Genomic DNA, 17,036 nt, shown 5'->3' with positions numbered 1-17,036 from the left:
TCAGCCGAGGGCTTCCTCCAGTGCTTCCTGAAGGCGGTCGTCGACCATGATCGACACTTTGCCGTTCTCGTCCATCGATGAGACTCGGGTGACCTGCTGGTTGCGTGAGAACAGCACGTCGGCGGATATGACGCCGCCAGGGGGGAGGCCACCGCTGAGGACATGCTGGGTGAGACTCACCAGGTGCTCGACGGCGGCCATCGTCTCCGGCCCGGTGATGGGGACAGCGATGATCATGTGACGGTGTGGCAGGGTGAAAAGCGTCCCCAGGGGAGCGGCGCCGAGCACGGCGGGCAGGTTCGCGGCCTTCGACGCTGTGAACAGCGAGTCCCCGGCGATGACGTGGATCCCCTCGACAGGCTCGATGCGCTCGTCGACGGGTTCCCGGTCGGTGTTGAGCTGCCCGTACGCGTACAGCTCGTCCACGCTCAGAGCGAGGTCGTCGATGTCAGAGTCGTCGATGAACTTCACCGTGGTTGGAAAATCGACGCAGAGGGCGAGAATCAGATCATCGGTGAACGGTCGCGCATAGTGGAACGTCGGTTCGTTCGGGCCGCCCACGCCGCCGGGGAGGATCCGCGTTCGCACCTGCCGTCGCAACTGGTCGGCGGACAGCTGCGTGGCGGCCGGGGTGTTTCGTGCGTCGAGCAGATTGTCGATGTGCTGGGTGACCACCGTCACAGCCTGATCTGCGGTCGCACCGTGGGTCTTGGCGAAGGCGTTGAAGAGCGGATACAGCTGGCCGTCGGCGGCGATCAGCCTGACGTCCTCCGGTTCGGCACCGTATTCGATAGTCGTCTCGACGCCTCGCTCAGCGAGAATCCGTCTGGCTGTTGAAGTCACCCATTCGATGCGATCCGCAGGCTGCGGCTCGTCCTTGCGGCGTCGAAACAATCCCAATGGTCCTCCCTGTGTCGTCGTCAGCGTAGCAAGCGCGTGTGGCGGGAGCGTCGCATCGACGACCCGAATATGCTCACTCCCGAGCACAGCGTCCGAGGTGTGGGGCCGATCGATGACGGTGTGATGTTCTCGTTCACGCACACTTAGCGGCTGTATCGTCCACACTCCGATGGCTCTGGCAGTTATCCACTGATCAGTGGTCGTCGGGCTGGAGCACCTCAGTCGGTTCCTAGCGTGAAGGGATGCGACACCCATCTGACTCCCTTTCCCGGCCCCGCGGCGCTTCCGCACCAGACGTCGCCGCAACCGGGTTGGTTCGGTTGATCGTGGGCGGCGAGAAGTCGTCCGATGCCTGATCTGCGGCTCGCCCTGCCCGCGTGTGCGCTCTGGATCGCGGTAGCGGTGCTCATCGGCGTACCGGAGCTCGCCCTGGTCGTCGCTCTCGCGTCCAGCGCGATCGCCATCGGTGTTCTCGCATGGCGTGTCCGGTTGGCGGTCGGTCCTCCACGTCGGTCGTCGGCGCGCTCCTCGCGTGGTGGACTTCCTCTCGTCGCGTTGGCGCTCGTCGGGGTGGCCGTCGGTGCCGTCGCGGTTACCGCGCAGACGCCGTCACGGCAGTCCCCGGGACTCGAATCCGCGGTGTCGGAGTCGGAGGTGGTCTCGATCCTGGTGCGGGTCGAGCGGACCCCGCAGCGGGTCGCCGCAGGATTCGACGGGGGCGCACGCTGGAGTCTGCGCGGCCGGACGGAGGGCGGAGGGGCGTCTATCCCGGTGTCGGTGTTGTTCGGCGCGAGCGAGCACGACGCCCGTGCTTGCGCGTTCGGAGCTGTCGTCCGCGTCCACGGCACCGTCCGGCGTGAGGAGCCGGGAGAGCCGACGACATACACGGTCAGCGTGCGCGACGACGTGGCCGTGGCCGCTGCTCCGCCGCCGTGGCTCGGCTGGGCGGCGTCCGCGCGCGAGACCTTCGCGCGAGCCGCGGCGTCGACACCGGGTGACGGCGGCGCGCTGCTCCCCGGACTCGCGATCGGTGACGAGACCGCTGTGTCGGTCGACCTCGACGAGGCGATGAAGGCGGCATCGCTCAGCCACCTCACGGCCGTCTCGGGTGCCAACTGCGCTCTCGTCATCGCCCTGGTCTTCGGCCTCGCACGTCTGGCGGGGTTCGGACGCCGCTCGCGCATCCTGGCAGCCGCCGCAGCCTTGGCGGCCTTCGTTGCGCTGGTCGGACCGGGAGCGAGCGTCATCCGGGCGGCTGTCATGGCGGCGGTGCTGCTGATCGGATTGGCGCGCGGCCGGCCCGCGGACGGCATTCCTTCCCTCGCTCTCGCGATGGTCGTTCTGTTGGTCCACGATCCCTGGCTGGCGCGCGACCACGGCTTCGTGCTGTCGGTCCTCGCCACGGCTGGGCTGCTGGTCCTCGCGGGACCGTTGAGCCGACTCTTCACCCGCTGGATGCCGCAGTCGCTGGCCATCGCCGTGGCGGTCCCCACGGCCGCCCAGCTCGCCTGCCAGCCGGTGCTGCTCCTGCTCGCGCCGACGCTGCCGCTGTACGGGGTGCCGGCGAACCTGCTCGCCGAGCCGGCGGCACCGGTGGCCACGATGCTCGGCTGCATCGCGTGCGCGTTGCTTCCGCTGACGCCAGGACTCGGTCAGGCGGTGATCTGGATAGCGTGGCTGCCTTCTGCCTGGATCGCCCAGGTCGCGGTGTTCACGAGCCGGCTTCCTGGTGTCGCGGCGCCGTGGGCGCCGGGTCTGATCGGAGTGCTGTTGAGTGCGGCGGTCCTCGTCGCGGTCGCCGTGATCGTCCTCGGGCGGAACTCCTCCCGGGTCGTCTCGATCGTCGCCATCGTCGCCCTGTGCGGGGGAGCGGTGGTCTACCTCGCGACGCTAGGCGGGGGGCTCGTCGGGCGCGCGCTCGCACTTCCGCCCGATTGGCAGCTCGCCGCCTGCGACGTCGGCCAAGGGGACGCCCTACTGATCCGCGACGGCGACGCCGTCGCCATGATCGATGTCGGGCGGGAGCCGGAGCCCGCGGCGGCATGTCTCGACCGCCTGGGCATCTCCCGCATCGACCTCCTCGTGCTGAGCCACTTCGATGCCGACCACGTCGGCGGGCTGTCCGCTGTGGCCGGTCGCGTCGAGCACGCGATCGTTCAGCGCCCGGTGCGCGATGCCGACGAGCGCACGCTCACGATCCTCCGGGCGGCGGGAGTGCCGACCGAGCACGGCTACGCAGGACTGTCGGGACGGCTAGGAGGCGTGAGCTGGCGCGTGCTCTGGCCGCCGGCGCAGCCCACAGGCGGCCAGGAGGACACAGGCAATGCGGGAAGCATCACGCTGGAGACCGACGGCCGCGGCCTCCGTACGGTCTTCCTGGGCGACCTCGGCGAGGAAGCGCAGGATGCGCTCATCGCGGCCGGCGCGGTGCACCCGGTGGATGTCGTGAAGGTCGCGCACCACGGATCCGCGGACCAGAGTCCGGACCTCTACCGTCGGCTTCACGCCAGGCTGGGGCTGGTGTCGGTCGGCGTCCGCAACGGCTACGGGCATCCGACGGCGTCCGCGCTCCGGATACTGGCAGACAGCGGAACGGCCGTCGCTCGCACCGACGAGCAGGGGATGCTCCTGGTGTCGGCGACGTCCCCGGCCCGCACGGGTCCGGCGGTGCGGCTCTGGAGTGAACGCACGCCGGACAGCACTGACAGTGGCCGCCCGTATCCTGGATACGGACGAGGAGGAATGTGGCCACCCGAAGCAGCAGCAGAACCGGTGCGGGCAAGACGCGTGCCGCCACGAGCGCGATCCCGCAGCTTCCCTGGAACCAGGTGCGTGCCGCGCCGATCGTCCTCGTCACCGGAGCGGAGGCCTTCCTCGCCGACCGGGCCGTCCGCACGCTCCGTGACGCACTCAAGGCCGAAGATCCCAGCCTCGAGATCAGCGACCTCCACGCGGGCGACTACGCCCCCGGCGAGTTGCTCACACTCGCGAGCCCCTCCCTGTTCGGCGAGCCGCGCCTGATCCGTGTGGAGGCCGTCGAGAAGCTCAACGACGCGTTCCTCTCGGACATGCTCGCCTACCTCGAATCTCCGGCCGACGGCACCGTCGTCACCCTCCGCCACGGGGGAGGCGTCAGGGGCAAGAAGCTGCTCGACGCGATCCGCTCCGGTACCGGCGGCGGAATCGAGATCGTCTGCGCCGAGCTCAAGAAGGACGCCGAAAAGTACGACTTCGCTCAAGCCGAGTTCGCAGCGGCCGGTCGCAAGGTGACCCCGGGCGCATTGCGGGCGATCACATCGGCCTTCTCCGACGACCTCGCCGAGCTGGCTGCCGCCTGCCAGCAGCTGCTGTCCGACTCGTCAGAGCAGATCACCGAGGCCACCGTCGACAAGTACTACGGAGGTCGCGTCGAGACGAACGCCTTCCAGGTCGCCGACGCCGCGATCGCCGGCCGGCACGGCGAGGCTCTCGTCACCATGCGGCACGCGCTTGCGTCGGGTGCCGACCCCGTCCCGATGGTGGCCGCTTTCGCCAGCAAGATCCGCACCATGGCCAAGATCTCCGGCGCACGCGGCGGCTCCGGTCAACTGGCGCAGCAGTTCGGCCTGGCGCCGTGGCAGGTCGACCGCGCCCGCCGCGACCTGGCGGGCTGGACGGAGGACGGGCTCGGTCGCTGCATCGAACTGCTCGCCGAGACCGATGCCAACGTCAAGGGCGGCGGCCGCGATCCGGTGTTCGCGCTCGAGCGCATGATCCGCATCATCAGCGCGCGCGGCCGCGGCTGACGCTGACCACGCGCCCCCGTCGGACTCCAGTACGCCAGTTTGTTGCGCATGCCCGCACATGCAGAGAGCCCCCGCCCGGACCGAAGTCCAGGAGGGGGCTCTCTCGCGGCGCGGGACAGGTCCCGCTGGCGGTCGTCGCTTAGAGCGCGGCGACCTGCTTGGCGATGGCCGACTTGCGGTTCGCCGCCTGGTTCTTGTGGATGACGCCCTTGCTGGCCGCCTTGTCGATCTTCTTGGCGGCGACGCGCAGCGCCGCGGTCGCCTTGTCCTTGTCGCCCGACGTGACGGCCTCACGGGTGGCGCGGATGGCGGTCTTGAGCTCGCTCTTGACGGCCTTGTTGCGCTCCTGGGCCTTCTTGTTGGTGCGGTTGCGCTTGATCTGCGACTTGATGTTTGCCACGAATGGTCACTTTCGTTCTGGATGAGTTAGGGATGTGCCGCTCAGCGGAGAGGGCGCCTTGCGGCGTTTCGTGCGGACGCATCCACGCGCAAGCCAACAAACAACATTACCAGCGCAGACCGCCCAGCGGCAAAACGGTGCGGATCGCGGTCAGACGCGAGCCGGCGCGTAGGACCCGACGAGCAGCTCCTCGAGCAGGCTCGGGCCGTTCGGCTCCCAGCCCAGGTCGATGCGCGGGCGGGTTCCGCGCGCCTGCTGGTCGAGCAGCAGCGCGTCCGTGAGCGCCTCGCCCAGGCGGCCGCGCGACTCGTCGACCGACTCGGCGGCGACCCCTCCGGCGATCCCGGCCGCCTGTGCGGCGGCCTCCCCGAGCTCCCGAACGGTCGGGTTCTGCCCGCCCGCCGCGATGTACGTCGCGCCGGCCGCGCCCTGTTCCAGTGCGAGCACGTATAGGGCGGCGAGGTCGTCCACATGCACCGTCGCCCAGTGCTGCGATCCGTCGCCGATCAGGCGGAGGGCGGGTACCGTGCCGGAGCCGCGGGGCGCATCCACGATCACGTTGGCGAGGCCCTTGCCGTGTCCGTAGACGATCGACGGGACGACCACGGTGCCCCGCACACCCTCCGCGTCACGGACGAGCTGCTCGGCCGTTGCGCGCCATGCCGTGAGCGCCGGCGGCTGCGCGGGCGACTCCTCGGTGATGTCGTCGTTGTCGCCGTACGTCCAGATTCCTCCGGTGTGCACGAACGGCTTGCCGGTCCCGGCGAGTCCGGCGAGGACCGCCGGCACGAGCACCGCATCGACATCCTTCGACGACGCCAGGTGGATCACGCCGTCGCTCTCGCGTGCCGCGCGCTCCACCAGGGCGGCGTCGGCCGCGTCACCCACGAGTGCTGTCGCGCCGGCAGCCCGCACGACGTCCGCCTTCTGGTCGTCGCGCACGAGCGCTGTGACGCTGTGGCCCTCGTCGAGGAGCCGGGGGAGGACAGAGGATCCGATGAAGCCGGTCGCGCCGGTGAGCAGGATGTTCATATCGTCCACAACACGACCGTCCTTCGAACATTCCCCAGGTCCGCTGTTCGGCGCGGCCCGGCGGAAGGGCGCGCGTAGGCTCGTTCCATGACCACCTCCAGCATCGCCATCGTCAACGGTTACGTCGTCCCCGTCTCCCAGGAGCCGATCGAGAACGGCGTCGTCCTCGTCACGGACGGGGTCATCGAAGCGGTCGGAACCGCGTCAGATGTCACCGTGCCGGACGGCGCGACGGTGGTGGATGCGGCAGGCAAGTGGGTTCTGCCCGGGTTCATCGAGTCACACGGGCACGTGGGCATCCATGAGGAGGCGAACGGTCCCGCGGGCGACGACACCAACGAGATGACAACGCCGAACACGGCCGCGGTGCGCGCCATCGACGCCATCAACATCGATGACGAGGGCTTCCGCGACGCCCTGTCCGGCGGAGTGACCTCGGTGGTCGTGAAGCCCGGGTCGGGCAACCCCATCGGCGGTCAGACCGTCGCGATCAAGACCTGGGGCGGCCGGATCATCGACGAGCAGGTGATCCACGAGGCGGTGAGCGTCAAGTCCGCTCTGGGAGAGAACCCGAAACGGGTCTACGGGGCGAAGAACGCCACGCCGAGCACGCGGCTCGGGGTCGCGATGATCATCCGCGAGGCGTTCGTCGCCGCCCAGAACTACCGGGTGCAGCGCGAGAACGCCGAGCTCGAGGGCAAGCCGTTCGAGCGCGACCTGGCGAAGGAGACCCTGGCGCGCGTGCTCGACGGCGAGCTCGCCTGGGACCAGCACACCCACCGCCACGACGACATCGCCACGGCGCTGCGCCTCGCCGACGAGTTCGGCTACCGACTGGTGGTCAACCACGGCACGGAGGCGCACAAGATCGCCGACGTGCTGGCCGAGCGCGACATCCCGGTCATCTTCGGCCCGATGTTCACCTCGCGGTCCAAGGTCGAGCTGCGCGACCGGGCGATCGCCAATCTGGCGACCCTGGCCAAGGCGGGAGTCCGTGTCGCTATCACCACGGACCACCCGGTCGTCCCGATCAACTTCCTCGTGTACCAGGCGGCCCTCGCGGTGAAGGACGGCCTGCCGCGCCAGACCGCGCTCGAGGCGCTCACGGTCAACCCGGCCGCCTTCCTCCGCCTCGACGACCGCGTCGGCTCGCTCACGCCGGGCCTCGACGGCGACGTCGTCGTCTGGTCGGGCGATCCGCTGGACGTGAACTCGCGCGCCGAGCGCGTCTACATCAACGGCACGGAGGTCTACCGGTTCGAGGACGGCCGCGGGCAGGTGGTGGAGCGCTCCGAGCGCTTCGCCTGAGCACGCGGCCCGCCGGGCGTCCGGTCACCGGTGCGTCCGGTGGCCGGACGTTCATGGGAGAATGGCCGGACGATGTCACCACGAGCTCTTCAGGCCCTCGAGCCCGCCGCGACCGACCCGGCCTCCATCCGCAATTTCTGCATCATCGCGCACATCGACCACGGCAAGTCGACCCTGGCCGACCGGATGCTGCAGATCACCGGCGTGGTGTCCGACCGGGACATGCGCGCCCAGTACCTCGACCGCATGGACATCGAGCGTGAGCGCGGCATCACGATCAAGAGCCAGGCCGTCCGCATGCCGTGGCAGGTCGACGGCGACACCTTCGCGCTGAACATGATCGACACCCCGGGACACGTCGACTTCACCTACGAGGTCTCCCGGTCCCTCGCCGCGTGCGAGGGTGCCATCCTGCTCGTCGACGCCGCCCAGGGCATCGAGGCGCAGACGCTCGCGAACCTGTACCTGGCGCTGGAGAACGATCTCACGATCGTGCCCGTGCTCAACAAGATCGACCTGCCCGCGGCCGACCCGGACAAGTACGCGCAAGAGCTGGCGAGCCTCATCGGCGGGAAGCCCGAGGACGTTCTCCGCGTCTCCGGCAAGACAGGGATGGGCGTCGAGGCCCTCCTCGACCGCGTCGTCGCCGAGGTCCCGGCCCCGGTGGGCAACGCAGACGCCCCGGCCCGAGCGATGATCTTCGACTCCGTCTACGACAGCTACCGCGGCGTCGTGACCTACGTCCGCATGGTGGACGGCAAGCTCCAGCCGCGCGAGCGCATCCAGATGATGTCGACCCGCGCCACCCACGAGATCCTCGAGATCGGCGTGTCCGCTCCAGAACCCACCCCGTCGAAGGGTCTCGGCGTCGGCGAGGTCGGCTACCTGATCACCGGCGTGAAGGACGTCCGCCAGTCCAAGGTCGGCGACACGATCACGACCGCCGCGAAGCCCGCCACCGATGCGCTCCCCGGCTATACCGAGCCGAAGCCCATGGTGTTCTCGGGCCTCTACCCGATCGACGGCAGCGACTATCCGGAGCTGCGCGAGGCCCTCGACAAGCTGAAGCTGTCGGACGCCGCGCTCGTCTACGAGCCGGAGACCTCGGTCGCTCTCGGTTTCGGCTTCCGCTGCGGCTTCCTCGGCCTCCTGCATCTCGAGATCATCACCGAGCGGCTGTCCCGCGAGTTCGGCCTCGACCTCATCACCACCGCCCCGAGCGTGATCTACGAGGTCACGACCGAGGACAAGAAGACCGTCACCGTGACCAACCCGAGCGAGTTCCCTGGCGGCAAGATCGAGAAGGTGGAGGAGCCGGTCGTCAAGGCCGCCATCCTCGCGCCGAAGGACTACGTCGGCGTCATCATGGAGCTCTGCCAGAGCCGCCGCGGCTCGCTGCTCGGCATGGAGTACCTCGGTGAGGACCGCGTCGAGATCCGCTACACGATGCCGCTCGGCGAGATCGTCTTCGACTTCTTCGATCAGCTGAAGTCGAAGACGGCCGGCTACGCCTCCCTCGACTACGAGCCGTTCGGCGAGCAGGAGTCCGACCTCGTCAAGGTCGACATCCTGCTGCAGGGAGAGACGGTGGATGCGTTCAGCGCCATCGTCCACCGCGACAAGGCCTACGCCTACGGCACGATGATGGCGTCCCGCCTGCGCGAGCTGATCCCGCGCCAGCAGTTCGAGGTCCCCATCCAGGCCGCCATCGGCGCCCGCATCATCGCGCGCGAGAACATCCGCGCGATGCGCAAGGACGTCCTGGCCAAGTGCTACGGCGGTGACATCACCCGCAAGCGCAAGCTCCTCGAGAAGCAGAAGGAGGGCAAGAAGCGCATGAAGATGGTGGGCCGCGTCGAGGTCCCCCAGGAGGCCTTCATCGCGGCACTCTCCGGCGACACGGAGAAGAAGGACAAGAAGTAGTCGCCTGCACCTTCCGGCCTGCGAACCCCCGTTTCGCGAACCCGCTCGACATGGCGGATGATGAATATATGCGCCGCTCGACGTTCACCGACCAACCCGTCACGTACGGGGCGGTCGGCGGCACCCAGGCGGCCGATCTGCTGTACTACCCGCCGAAGGGCTACAAGCCGCTGGAGCGCAGCGTCCGGCTGGGCAGCGGGGACGAGCGGTTCGAGACCGCGGCGACTGCGCTCATGGCGTGGGGCGTGCAGAAGGGCAGCGGGATCCAGGTGACGGATGTGCGCGAGGGAACCGGCGTCCAGTACGAGGGCGTCGAGTTCGGTCCGGACGGCACGCCCGTCCGCATGCGCGAGAACCGTCCGGAGGAGGACGTGTTCGCCGACGACGGCACTCCGTTCGTCCGCAACGGCATGACCGCTGTGCTCAAGATCCCGTTCGGCCCGTTCCGGGTGTCCGCACCCATCCGCGTCGTCTACGTCGTTGACGAGCCGCACCGGCGCGGGTTCGCCTACGGGACGCTGCACGGGCATCCCGAGAGCGGCGAGGAGCTGTTCCTGGTCGAGCAGCGCGACGACGGCACGGTCTGGTTCGTGCTCCGCGCGCTGTCGCGGCCCTCCAACGCGTTCTACCGCCTTGTCGCGCCGGTACTGGCGATGGTCCAGCGCCGCTACACGGCGAAGTACCTGCGCGCGCTCCACCCCGTCCGGTCCGCCTGATGCCGAGCGTCCTCCCGATCGGCGACCCCGCGCCGGCCGACGGCCTGCTGCCCGCGACCGCCGCCGACGGCGCGCACGAACGCGACTTCGGCGTCTACCTGCACGTCCCGTTCTGCCGGGTGCGCTGCGGCTACTGCGATTTCAACACGTACACGGCTACCGAGCTCCGCGGAGTGTCGCAGTCGGACTACGCGGGTCATGCAGTGCGCGAGGTGGCGTTCGCCGCCGATGCCCTGCGCGCGAGCGGCGTGCCCGACCGCACGGTGTCGACGGTGTTCTTCGGCGGCGGGACGCCGACGTTGCTTCCGCCCGGCGACCTCGCCGCGATGCTCGGCGCCGTGCGCGACGCGTGGGGTCTCGCCGACGGCGCCGAGGTCACCACCGAGGCCAATCCGGACTCCGTGGATGCGGACGACCTGCAGCGACTCGCCGACGCCGGGTTCACCCGGGTGTCGTTCGGGATGCAGTCCGCCGTCCCGCACGTGCTGGAGACGCTGGAGCGCACGCACGACCCTGCTCGCATCCCGCTGGTGGTCGGCTGGGCGCGTGAAGCCGGCCTGCAGGTCAGTCTCGACCTGATCTATGGGACGCCGGGGGAGTCGCTCGACGACTGGTCGCGCAGCCTGGACACCGCCCTCGCTTGCGAGCCGGACCACCTGTCCGCCTACGCGCTGATCGTCGAGCAGGGCACCAAGCTGGCGCGACAGATCCGCTCCGGGCAGGTGCCGGAGCCCGACGACGACCTCGAAGCCGACATGTACGAGCTGGCGGACACGCGCCTCTCCGACGCCGGCTACGAGTGGTACGAGGTCAGCAACTGGGCGACCGACGCATCCCACCGGTCCCGCCACAATCTCGCCTACTGGCTCGGCCACGACTGGTGGGGCATCGGACCCGGGGCGCACAGCCACGTCGGCGGCGTCCGCTGGTGGAACGTGAAGCACCCCGCGGCCTACGCACAGCGCGTGCTGGCGGGGGAGTCGCCCGCAGCGGGCCGGGAGACACTCGACGCCGAGACTCGGCGGGTGGAGCGGGTGCTGCTGCTCTCGCGCATCCGCGACGGGCTTCGCACGGCCGAACTGGGAGAGGCGGGCCGGCACGAGGTGCCCGGTCTGATCGCCGACGGTCTGGTGGACGGAAGGGCCGCCCTCCGCGGATCGATCGTTCTGACCCTGCGGGGGCGGCTCCTGGCCGACGCGGTGGTGCGGCGGCTGCTGGCGGACGAGGCCGCCTGAGAGGTGCGTCGCGTCTAGCTGACGAACCGGATGGCGATCGGGTACGTGTAGTACTCGCCCTGGTTGGCCTTCACGGCCGCGATGATGCTGAACACGATGTTGAGCACCCACGCGGCGAGGATGACGAAGATCCCGATGAAGACGATCGAGAGCAGGCCGCCGACGACGTACGCGATGAAGATGGTGATCTGGAAGTTCAGCGCGGTGGCGGTGTGGGCGCGGACGAACGGCCCGCGGTCCTTCAGCACCAGGTAGCCGATGAGCGCCGGGATCCAGTTGAACAGGATACCGCCGATCTGGACGAGCGTCGCCCAGAGCTTCTCGTCGGCGGGGCTGAGCTGCTGCGCGCCGCCTCCGTAAGGCTGCTGGGGTGGCGGCGGCGGGGGTGTCGCGGACATGGCGCGGTTCTCCTCAAGAGCTGGGGATGGACGTGTTCGGCCCCCAGCCTAGGGCGCGGGGGCGCAGGCTGAAAAGAGCCTGAACGCGCCGACGCCCGGCTGGGGGCCGAATGCCGCCTGGCGGGACTTACTTGATGAAGCGGAAGTTCACCGGGTAGCGGTACGTGCCTCCGCTGTTCACGCGGACGAAGCCGAGGATCGAGAACACGAGGTTGATGATGTACAGCGCCCACGGGATGAGCAGGCCGAACAGCAGGTAGCCGATCCCGTAGGTGAAGCTGCCGATGATCACGCCGATGATCTGCGAGGCCACCCAGGCGATGATCCACGTGATCTGCCAGTTGAGGGCCTCCTTGGCCTCCTGGTTGGTGAGGCGGCCGCGGTCCTTGAACACGAGCCAGATGATCAGCGACGGGAGGATCCAGAGGATGCCGCCGAGGTGAGCGAAGGCGGCCCACTGCTTGTCCTGCGCGGCGTCGAGCGGGGCGGCGGGTGCGGCGGCGTACGGCTGCTGCCCGGCGGGCTGGCCGTACGGCTGCTGGGGAGGGACGTTGGAGTAGGGCTGCTGGGGCGGAACTCCGCCGGGCTGCTGCGGGGGAACCCCACCCGCAGGGTCGGTCGGCTGGTTCGGGTCGGTCATTCGGCGGAACCCTTTCGTGATCGGCTGCGACGGTGCGTCGAACCGGTGAGCATACGGTACTGCGGCCGTGTCACAGGCAGCAATCATCCGCGCCGCGTTTCGACGCGGTAGGATTGGCACTCAGGAAGAGCGAGTGCTAAACGGTCGACGGGAGGCGGAGATGGTCTCGGAACGCAGCCTCGAAGTGTTGCGCGTCATCGTCCAGGACTACGTGGCGTCGCGCGAGCCGGTCGGTTCGAAGAGCATCGTCGAGCGCCATTCCTTCGGAGTGTCCGCCGCGACGATCCGCAACGACATGGCGCTGCTGGAGGAAGAGGAGCTGATCGCGGCTCCGCACACGTCCTCCGGGCGCGTCCCCACCGACAAGGGCTACCGCCTCTTCGTCGACCACCTGGCGGAGATGCGGCCGCTCACCTCGGCCCAGCGCACCGCGATCGAGACGTTCCTTGGCCAGTCGGTCGACCTCGACGATGTGCTCTCGCGCACCGTCCGGCTGCTCTCCCAGCTGACCAACCAGGTCGCGCTGGTGCAGTATCCGTCGGTCGCGCGCTCGCGCATCCGCCACATCGAGCTGGTCGCTCTCGCCTCGCACCGCCTGCTCAGCGTGCTCATCACCGATTCCGGCGCCGTCGAGCAGCGCGTGATCGAGCTCCCGACCGACCTGAGCGATGAGGATGTGGCCGAGATCCGCGGCGCGATCAACGGCGCTGCGGCGGGCCTGACCCTGGCGGAGGCCGCCACCCGGCTGCGCGAACTGCCCGATGCCCTCACGGAGCGCACGCGCGCCCTGGTGGAGCCCGTGGCGAGTGCGCTCCTCGACCAGATCGCGGCCAACCGGCAGGAGAAGCTGGTCATGGCAGGCGCGGCGAACCTGGTGCGCACCGAGCTCGACTTCCCCGGAACCATCACCCCGGTCCTCGAGGCGATCGAGGAGCAGGTCGTCCTGCTCCGGCTGTTCGACGAGATGGCCACCGACCAGCACGGCGTCGCCGTCAGCATCGGCCGCGAGAACGCCGGTTTCGGGCTGACGGAAGCATCCGTGCTCTCCAGCGGTTACAGTGCGGCGGGATCGGATGTGGCCCGCGTCGGGCTCCTCGGACCGCTCCGCATGGACTACTCGGGCAACATGGCCGCCGTCCGCGCGGTCGCCCGCTACCTCTCCCGGCTGCTCGGCGACCAGTAGGCCGCACCAGCATCCGACGATCACCACTCGCGACGAAAGAAGAAGGAACAGCCCCACGTGGCCGACCACTACGAAGTCCTCGGCGTCGAGCGCGACGCCAGCCCCGATGAGATCAAGAAGGCCTACCGCCGGCTGGCGCGCGAGCTCCACCCGGACGTGAATCCCAGCGCCGAGGCGCAGGAGCGCTTCAAGCTCGTCACGCACGCGTACGACGTGCTCAGCGACCCGCAGCAGCGGCAGCAGTACGACCTGGGCGGCTCCGGCGGCTTCGGTGGAGGCGCTGGCGGAGCCGACTTCGCCGGCTTCAGCGACATCTTCGAGACGTTCTTCGGCGGAGGCGGCGGTGCGAGCCGGGGTCCCCGGTCCCGCCGGGAGCGCGGACAGGACGCCCTGCTGCGCGTCGAGGTCGACCTCGACGAGGTCATCTTCGGCACCCACCGCGACCTCGAGGTCGACACGGCCGTCGTCTGCGAGACCTGCAACGGCTCGTGCTGCCAGCCGGGCACGCAGCCGGTGACCTGCGACATCTGTCACGGCACGGGCAGCATCCAGCGCTCCGTCCGGTCGCTGCTCGGCAACGTGATGACGTCGAGTCCCTGCGGCACCTGCCGCGGCTACGGCACCGTCATCGCCACGCCGTGCGTCACCTGCCAGGGGCAGGGTCGCGTGCGCGCCCGTCGGACCGTCCCGGTCGACATCCCCGCGGGCGTCGACACCGGCCTGCGGCTGCAGATGCCGGGCAGCGGCGAGGCCGGCCCGGCCGGCGGCCCCAACGGCGACCTCTACCTCGAGATCAAGGTCAAGCACCACGACGTCTTCAGCCGCGACGGCGACGACCTGCTCTGCACGCTGGAGCTGTCGATGACGGATGCGATCCTCGGAACGACCGCGACAGTGAAGGCACTCGACGGCGAGATCCGACTCGAGCTCAAGCCCGGCACGCAGTCCGCCGACATCATCACGGTGAAGGACCGCGGGATCACGCACCTCCGCGGCACCGGCCGCGGCGACCTCCGGGTCGGCATCCAGGTGGTCACTCCGACGAAGCTCGACCACAAGGAGAAGGACCTGATCAAGAAGTTCGCCGCAGCCCATAAGGGTCCGGAGCCGTCGCTGGCCCGGTTCCAGCAGGGGCTGTTCGCGAAGCTGCGCGACCGTTTCCTGAACCTCTAGCGGGTCATGGCGTCCCTCTACCTGCGTGAGGACCTCGACGACGTCGAGGTCGGCTCCCGGCTGTCGCTGACCGGCGCCGAAGCGAAGCACGCCGCGACCGTGAACCGCACGCGACCGGGGGAGTCGGTGCTCATCGGCAACGGCCGCGGGCTCGTCGCGTCGGGCGAGGTGCTCGTCTCGACGAACACCGAGCTGACGATCGACGTCGAGTCGGTGTCGCGCGTCGAGCGTGAGACCCCGACGATCACGCTGGTGCAGGCGCTCGCCAAGGGCGACCGGGATGAGCTCGCGATCCAGGCCGCGACGGAGCTCGGTGTGGATGCGGTGGTGCCGTGGGCCGCATCCCGATCCGTGTCGCGCTGGGAGGGCGCCAAAGTCGCGAAGGGCCGGGAGCGCTGGGCGACGATCGTGCGGGAAGCTGCCAAGCAGTCGATCCGCGCCTGGACGCCCGAGGTCGGCGAGCTGGCGACGACGAAGCAGGTCGCTGCGCTGGCGGCGTCGGCGCGAGTGCTTGTCCTCGAGCCGGATGCGACCGAGCCGCTGACCGCGGTCGCGCCGGACGGCCGCGACCTGGTGCTCGTTGTCGGTCCGGAGGGCGGGATCGCGCCGCAGGAGCTGGCCGCTTTCCGCGACGCGGGCGCCGAACTCGTGCGCCTGGGCTCCACGGTGCTCCGCACCTCGACCGCCGGCCCCGCCGCCCTCGCCGTCCTCAACGCATCCCTCCACCGCTGGTGACCCCACCCCGCGCACTCACCCCCACCGTCGAGTCCGCAAACTTTGCACGCTCTGAGGGGGTTTCGTGTGCAAAGTTCGCGGACTCGACGGTGGGCGGACGGCCAAGGGGACGGACTCGGCCGAGCGTCGGAGGGGGCGAATAGGATAGGGGTATGGCAGAGACGGAGCGTTCGATCTTCTCCCGCATCATCGCGGGCGAGATCCCGGCCGACGTGGTGTACGACTCGGAACGCCTGATCGCGTTCCGCGACATCGCGCCGAAGGCCCCCGTGCACCTCCTCGTCGTGCCCAAGACGGAGCAGTACCGAGACGTCGCCGAGCTGGCGGCCGGCGACCCCGAGCTGCTGGCCGAACTGGTCGCGACGTCGAAGCGGCTCGCCGACGAGTTCGGCGACGGCGACTTCCGTCTTGTCTTCAACACGGGCGAGCGCGCGGGTCAGACCGTGTTCCACGTCCACGCACACGTACTGAGCGCGCCGGGCGACGGCCCGGGCCTCGAGGAAGGAAGCCTTGCCCTCTAGCGAATCCACCGCCTCCGGAGCGACTCCGGGCGACGGCGCCGAGGTGCGCCTGAGCGTCGACGGCGTGCAGATGGTCCGTCTTCTCGGACCCCAGGATCGCCTGCTCACCACGCTGGAACGGCAGTATCCGCTCGTCAGCGTCCACGTGCGCGGCAACGAGATCGCCCTGAGCGGCGACGCCGGCCAGGTGGCCGAGGCGCAACGGCTCGTGGAGGAGCTGCTCCAGATGGTGCGCAACGGGCAAGACCTGTCGCCCGCCGAGGTGACGAGTTCCGCCCGGATGCTCGGCACCGACCTCAACCTGAGCCCGTCCGACGTGCTCGGCCAGGCCATCCTGACGGCGCGCGGCAAGAGCATCCGCCCGAAGACGCTCGGTCAGAGCCAGTACGTCGACGCGATCGACCACAACACGATCGTCTTCGGGATCGGCCCTGCCGGAACCGGCAAGACGTACCTCGCGATGGCGAAGGCCGTCCAGGCGCTGCAGCGCAAGGAGGTCAACCGGATCATCCTGACGCGTCCGGCCGTCGAGGCGGGCGAGCGGCTCGGCTACCTGCCCGGCACGCTGACCGACAAGATCGATCCGTACCTGCGCCCGCTGTACGACGCGCTCAACGAGATGATGGATCCGGAGCTCGTCCCGAAGCTGCTGGCGGCAGGCACCATCGAGGTCGCCCCGCTCGCCTACATGCGCGGCCGCACCCTCAACGACTCCTTCATCGTGCTCGACGAGGCGCAGAACACCACGCCCGAGCAGATGAAGATGTTCCTGACCCGTCTCGGCTTCAACTCCAAGATGGTCGTCACCGGCGACATCACGCAGATCGACCTGCCGAACTCGGCCAGCGGGCTGCGGCTCGTGACACGGGTGCTCAACGACATCGACGACATCCACTTCGCGCGGCTGACGAGCGAAGACGTGGTGCGCCACAGCCTGGTCGGGCGCATCGTCGACGCGTACACCGAATACGACGCGCGTCAGCAGGCGCGGCACTACGAGCGCGAGCAGGCGGCCGAGTTCGCCAACCGCGCCGAGCGCCGCTCCGGCGGGCCCCGCGACCACCTCCCGAAGCGACGATAGGGCCGC

Annotated in this window: 15 protein-coding genes and 1 pseudogene; 11 read left to right on the top strand and 5 right to left on the bottom strand. The window is 69.5% G+C overall.

What is annotated here, in order from left to right; genetic code table 11:
* Window positions 1-1,041: a hypothetical protein gene (locus tag BLR91_RS08775; RefSeq protein WP_231918863.1), complete on the bottom strand. Its 1,041-nt coding sequence runs from the start codon at window positions 1,039-1,041 to the stop codon at window positions 1-3.
* A gap of 207 nt (window positions 1,042-1,248) precedes the next feature.
* Between BLR91_RS08775 and BLR91_RS20415 the strand changes: the two are divergent.
* Both BLR91_RS20415 and holA read left to right on the top strand, forming a co-directional pair.
* Window positions 1,249-3,033 (top strand): annotated as a pseudogene (locus BLR91_RS20415) (ComEC/Rec2 family competence protein); the annotation flags it as partial.
* Between the two features lie 611 nt (window positions 3,034-3,644).
* Entirely contained in the window at window positions 3,645-4,685 is a 1,041-nt protein-coding gene (holA, locus tag BLR91_RS08765) for a DNA polymerase III subunit delta (protein ID WP_231918862.1), read from the top strand.
* A 139-nt stretch (window positions 4,686-4,824) separates the two neighbouring features.
* Here holA and rpsT read toward each other — a convergent pair whose 3' ends face one another.
* Together rpsT and BLR91_RS08755 are read right to left on the bottom strand one after the other, a co-directional pair.
* A complete protein-coding gene (rpsT, locus tag BLR91_RS08760; protein WP_018190901.1) occupies window positions 4,825-5,085 on the bottom strand; it encodes a 30S ribosomal protein S20 in 261 nt (86 codons plus the stop codon).
* A 150-nt stretch (window positions 5,086-5,235) separates the two neighbouring features.
* Window positions 5,236-6,117, bottom strand: coding sequence for an NAD-dependent epimerase/dehydratase family protein (locus tag BLR91_RS08755; protein WP_089875680.1), 882 nt, complete (start codon window positions 6,115-6,117; stop codon window positions 5,236-5,238).
* A gap of 87 nt (window positions 6,118-6,204) precedes the next feature.
* Between BLR91_RS08755 and BLR91_RS08750 the strand changes: the two genes are divergently transcribed.
* The 4 genes from BLR91_RS08750 (at window position 6,205) to hemW (ending at window position 11,299) form a co-directional block, all read left to right on the top strand.
* Window positions 6,205-7,425: an amidohydrolase gene (locus tag BLR91_RS08750; RefSeq protein WP_089875682.1), complete on the top strand. Its 1,221-nt coding sequence runs from the start codon at window positions 6,205-6,207 to the stop codon at window positions 7,423-7,425.
* A 72-nt stretch (window positions 7,426-7,497) separates the two neighbouring features.
* Window positions 7,498-9,348: a translation elongation factor 4 gene (lepA, locus tag BLR91_RS08745; RefSeq protein ID WP_089875684.1), complete on the top strand. Its 1,851-nt coding sequence runs from the start codon at window positions 7,498-7,500 to the stop codon at window positions 9,346-9,348.
* Between the two features lie 50 nt (window positions 9,349-9,398).
* The gene (locus tag BLR91_RS08740) at window positions 9,399-10,064 is read left to right on the top strand and encodes a DUF1990 family protein (protein WP_231918861.1); all 666 of its coding nucleotides are present in this window, start codon (window positions 9,399-9,401) and stop codon (window positions 10,062-10,064) included.
* Entirely contained in the window at window positions 10,064-11,299 is a 1,236-nt protein-coding gene (gene hemW / locus BLR91_RS08735; protein ID WP_089875689.1) for a radical SAM family heme chaperone HemW, read from the top strand. Before BLR91_RS08740 ends, hemW begins: the two co-directional genes overlap by 1 nt.
* A gap of 14 nt (window positions 11,300-11,313) precedes the next feature.
* Here the strand turns inward: hemW and BLR91_RS08730 are convergent, their stop codons facing one another.
* Both BLR91_RS08730 and BLR91_RS08725 read right to left on the bottom strand, forming a co-directional pair.
* The gene (locus BLR91_RS08730) at window positions 11,314-11,697 is read right to left on the bottom strand and encodes a DUF4870 domain-containing protein (protein WP_018190907.1); all 384 of its coding nucleotides are present in this window, start codon (window positions 11,695-11,697) and stop codon (window positions 11,314-11,316) included.
* A 127-nt stretch (window positions 11,698-11,824) separates the two neighbouring features.
* Entirely contained in the window at window positions 11,825-12,337 is a 513-nt protein-coding gene (locus BLR91_RS08725) for a DUF4870 domain-containing protein (protein ID WP_018190908.1), read from the bottom strand.
* 160 nt (window positions 12,338-12,497) lie between these two features.
* Between BLR91_RS08725 and hrcA the strand changes: the two genes are divergently transcribed.
* The 5 genes from hrcA to BLR91_RS08700 all read left to right on the top strand — a co-directional run bounded on the left by hrcA (window position 12,498) and on the right by BLR91_RS08700 (window position 17,030).
* Complete coding sequence (gene hrcA, locus BLR91_RS08720; protein ID WP_089875691.1) at window positions 12,498-13,520, top strand: heat-inducible transcriptional repressor HrcA; 1,023 nt, start codon at window positions 12,498-12,500, stop codon at window positions 13,518-13,520.
* A gap of 57 nt (window positions 13,521-13,577) precedes the next feature.
* Complete coding sequence (gene dnaJ, locus BLR91_RS08715) at window positions 13,578-14,693, top strand: molecular chaperone DnaJ (RefSeq protein WP_089875693.1); 1,116 nt, start codon at window positions 13,578-13,580, stop codon at window positions 14,691-14,693.
* A gap of 6 nt (window positions 14,694-14,699) precedes the next feature.
* Window positions 14,700-15,428 carry a 16S rRNA (uracil(1498)-N(3))-methyltransferase gene (locus BLR91_RS08710; protein ID WP_089875694.1) on the top strand — a complete coding sequence of 243 codons (729 nt, stop codon included), beginning with the start codon at window positions 14,700-14,702 and terminating at the stop codon, window positions 15,426-15,428.
* Between the two features lie 152 nt (window positions 15,429-15,580).
* Window positions 15,581-15,949, top strand: coding sequence for a histidine triad nucleotide-binding protein (locus BLR91_RS08705; protein WP_018190912.1), 369 nt, complete (start codon window positions 15,581-15,583; stop codon window positions 15,947-15,949).
* Window positions 15,939-17,030 carry a PhoH family protein gene (locus BLR91_RS08700; protein ID WP_020074831.1) on the top strand — a complete coding sequence of 364 codons (1,092 nt, stop codon included), beginning with the start codon at window positions 15,939-15,941 and terminating at the stop codon, window positions 17,028-17,030. The genes BLR91_RS08705 and BLR91_RS08700 overlap by 11 nt, the downstream gene beginning before the upstream one ends.
* The last annotated feature ends 6 nt before the right edge of the window (window positions 17,031-17,036 follow it).

The organism is Leifsonia sp. 466MF, assembly GCF_900100265.1.
Classification (GTDB): domain Bacteria; phylum Actinomycetota; class Actinomycetes; order Actinomycetales; family Microbacteriaceae; genus Leifsonia.
The sequence above is the reverse complement of the archived record's forward strand: the minus strand, read 5'-3'. Positions and strand labels throughout refer to the sequence as shown.

Excerpts from the sequence above, each read along its gene's own strand:
- hemW (WP_089875689.1), top strand. The coding sequence starts at position 10,064 with ATGCCGAGCGTCCTCCCGATCGGCGACCCCGCGCCGGCCGACGGCCTG.
- BLR91_RS08755 (WP_089875680.1), bottom strand. The coding sequence starts at position 6,117 with ATGAACATCCTGCTCACCGGCGCGACCGGCTTCATCGGATCCTCTGTC.
- BLR91_RS08730 (WP_018190907.1), bottom strand. The coding sequence starts at position 11,697 with ATGTCCGCGACACCCCCGCCGCCGCCACCCCAGCAGCCTTACGGAGGC.
- BLR91_RS08705 (WP_018190912.1), top strand. The coding sequence starts at position 15,581 with ATGGCAGAGACGGAGCGTTCGATCTTCTCCCGCATCATCGCGGGCGAG.
- lepA (WP_089875684.1), top strand. The coding sequence starts at position 7,498 with ATGTCACCACGAGCTCTTCAGGCCCTCGAGCCCGCCGCGACCGACCCG.
- hrcA (WP_089875691.1), top strand. The coding sequence starts at position 12,498 with ATGGTCTCGGAACGCAGCCTCGAAGTGTTGCGCGTCATCGTCCAGGAC.
- BLR91_RS08710 (WP_089875694.1), top strand. The coding sequence starts at position 14,700 with ATGGCGTCCCTCTACCTGCGTGAGGACCTCGACGACGTCGAGGTCGGC.
- BLR91_RS08750 (WP_089875682.1), top strand. The coding sequence starts at position 6,205 with ATGACCACCTCCAGCATCGCCATCGTCAACGGTTACGTCGTCCCCGTC.
- BLR91_RS08725 (WP_018190908.1), bottom strand. The coding sequence starts at position 12,337 with ATGACCGACCCGAACCAGCCGACCGACCCTGCGGGTGGGGTTCCCCCG.
- BLR91_RS08740 (WP_231918861.1), top strand. The coding sequence starts at position 9,399 with ATGGCGGATGATGAATATATGCGCCGCTCGACGTTCACCGACCAACCC.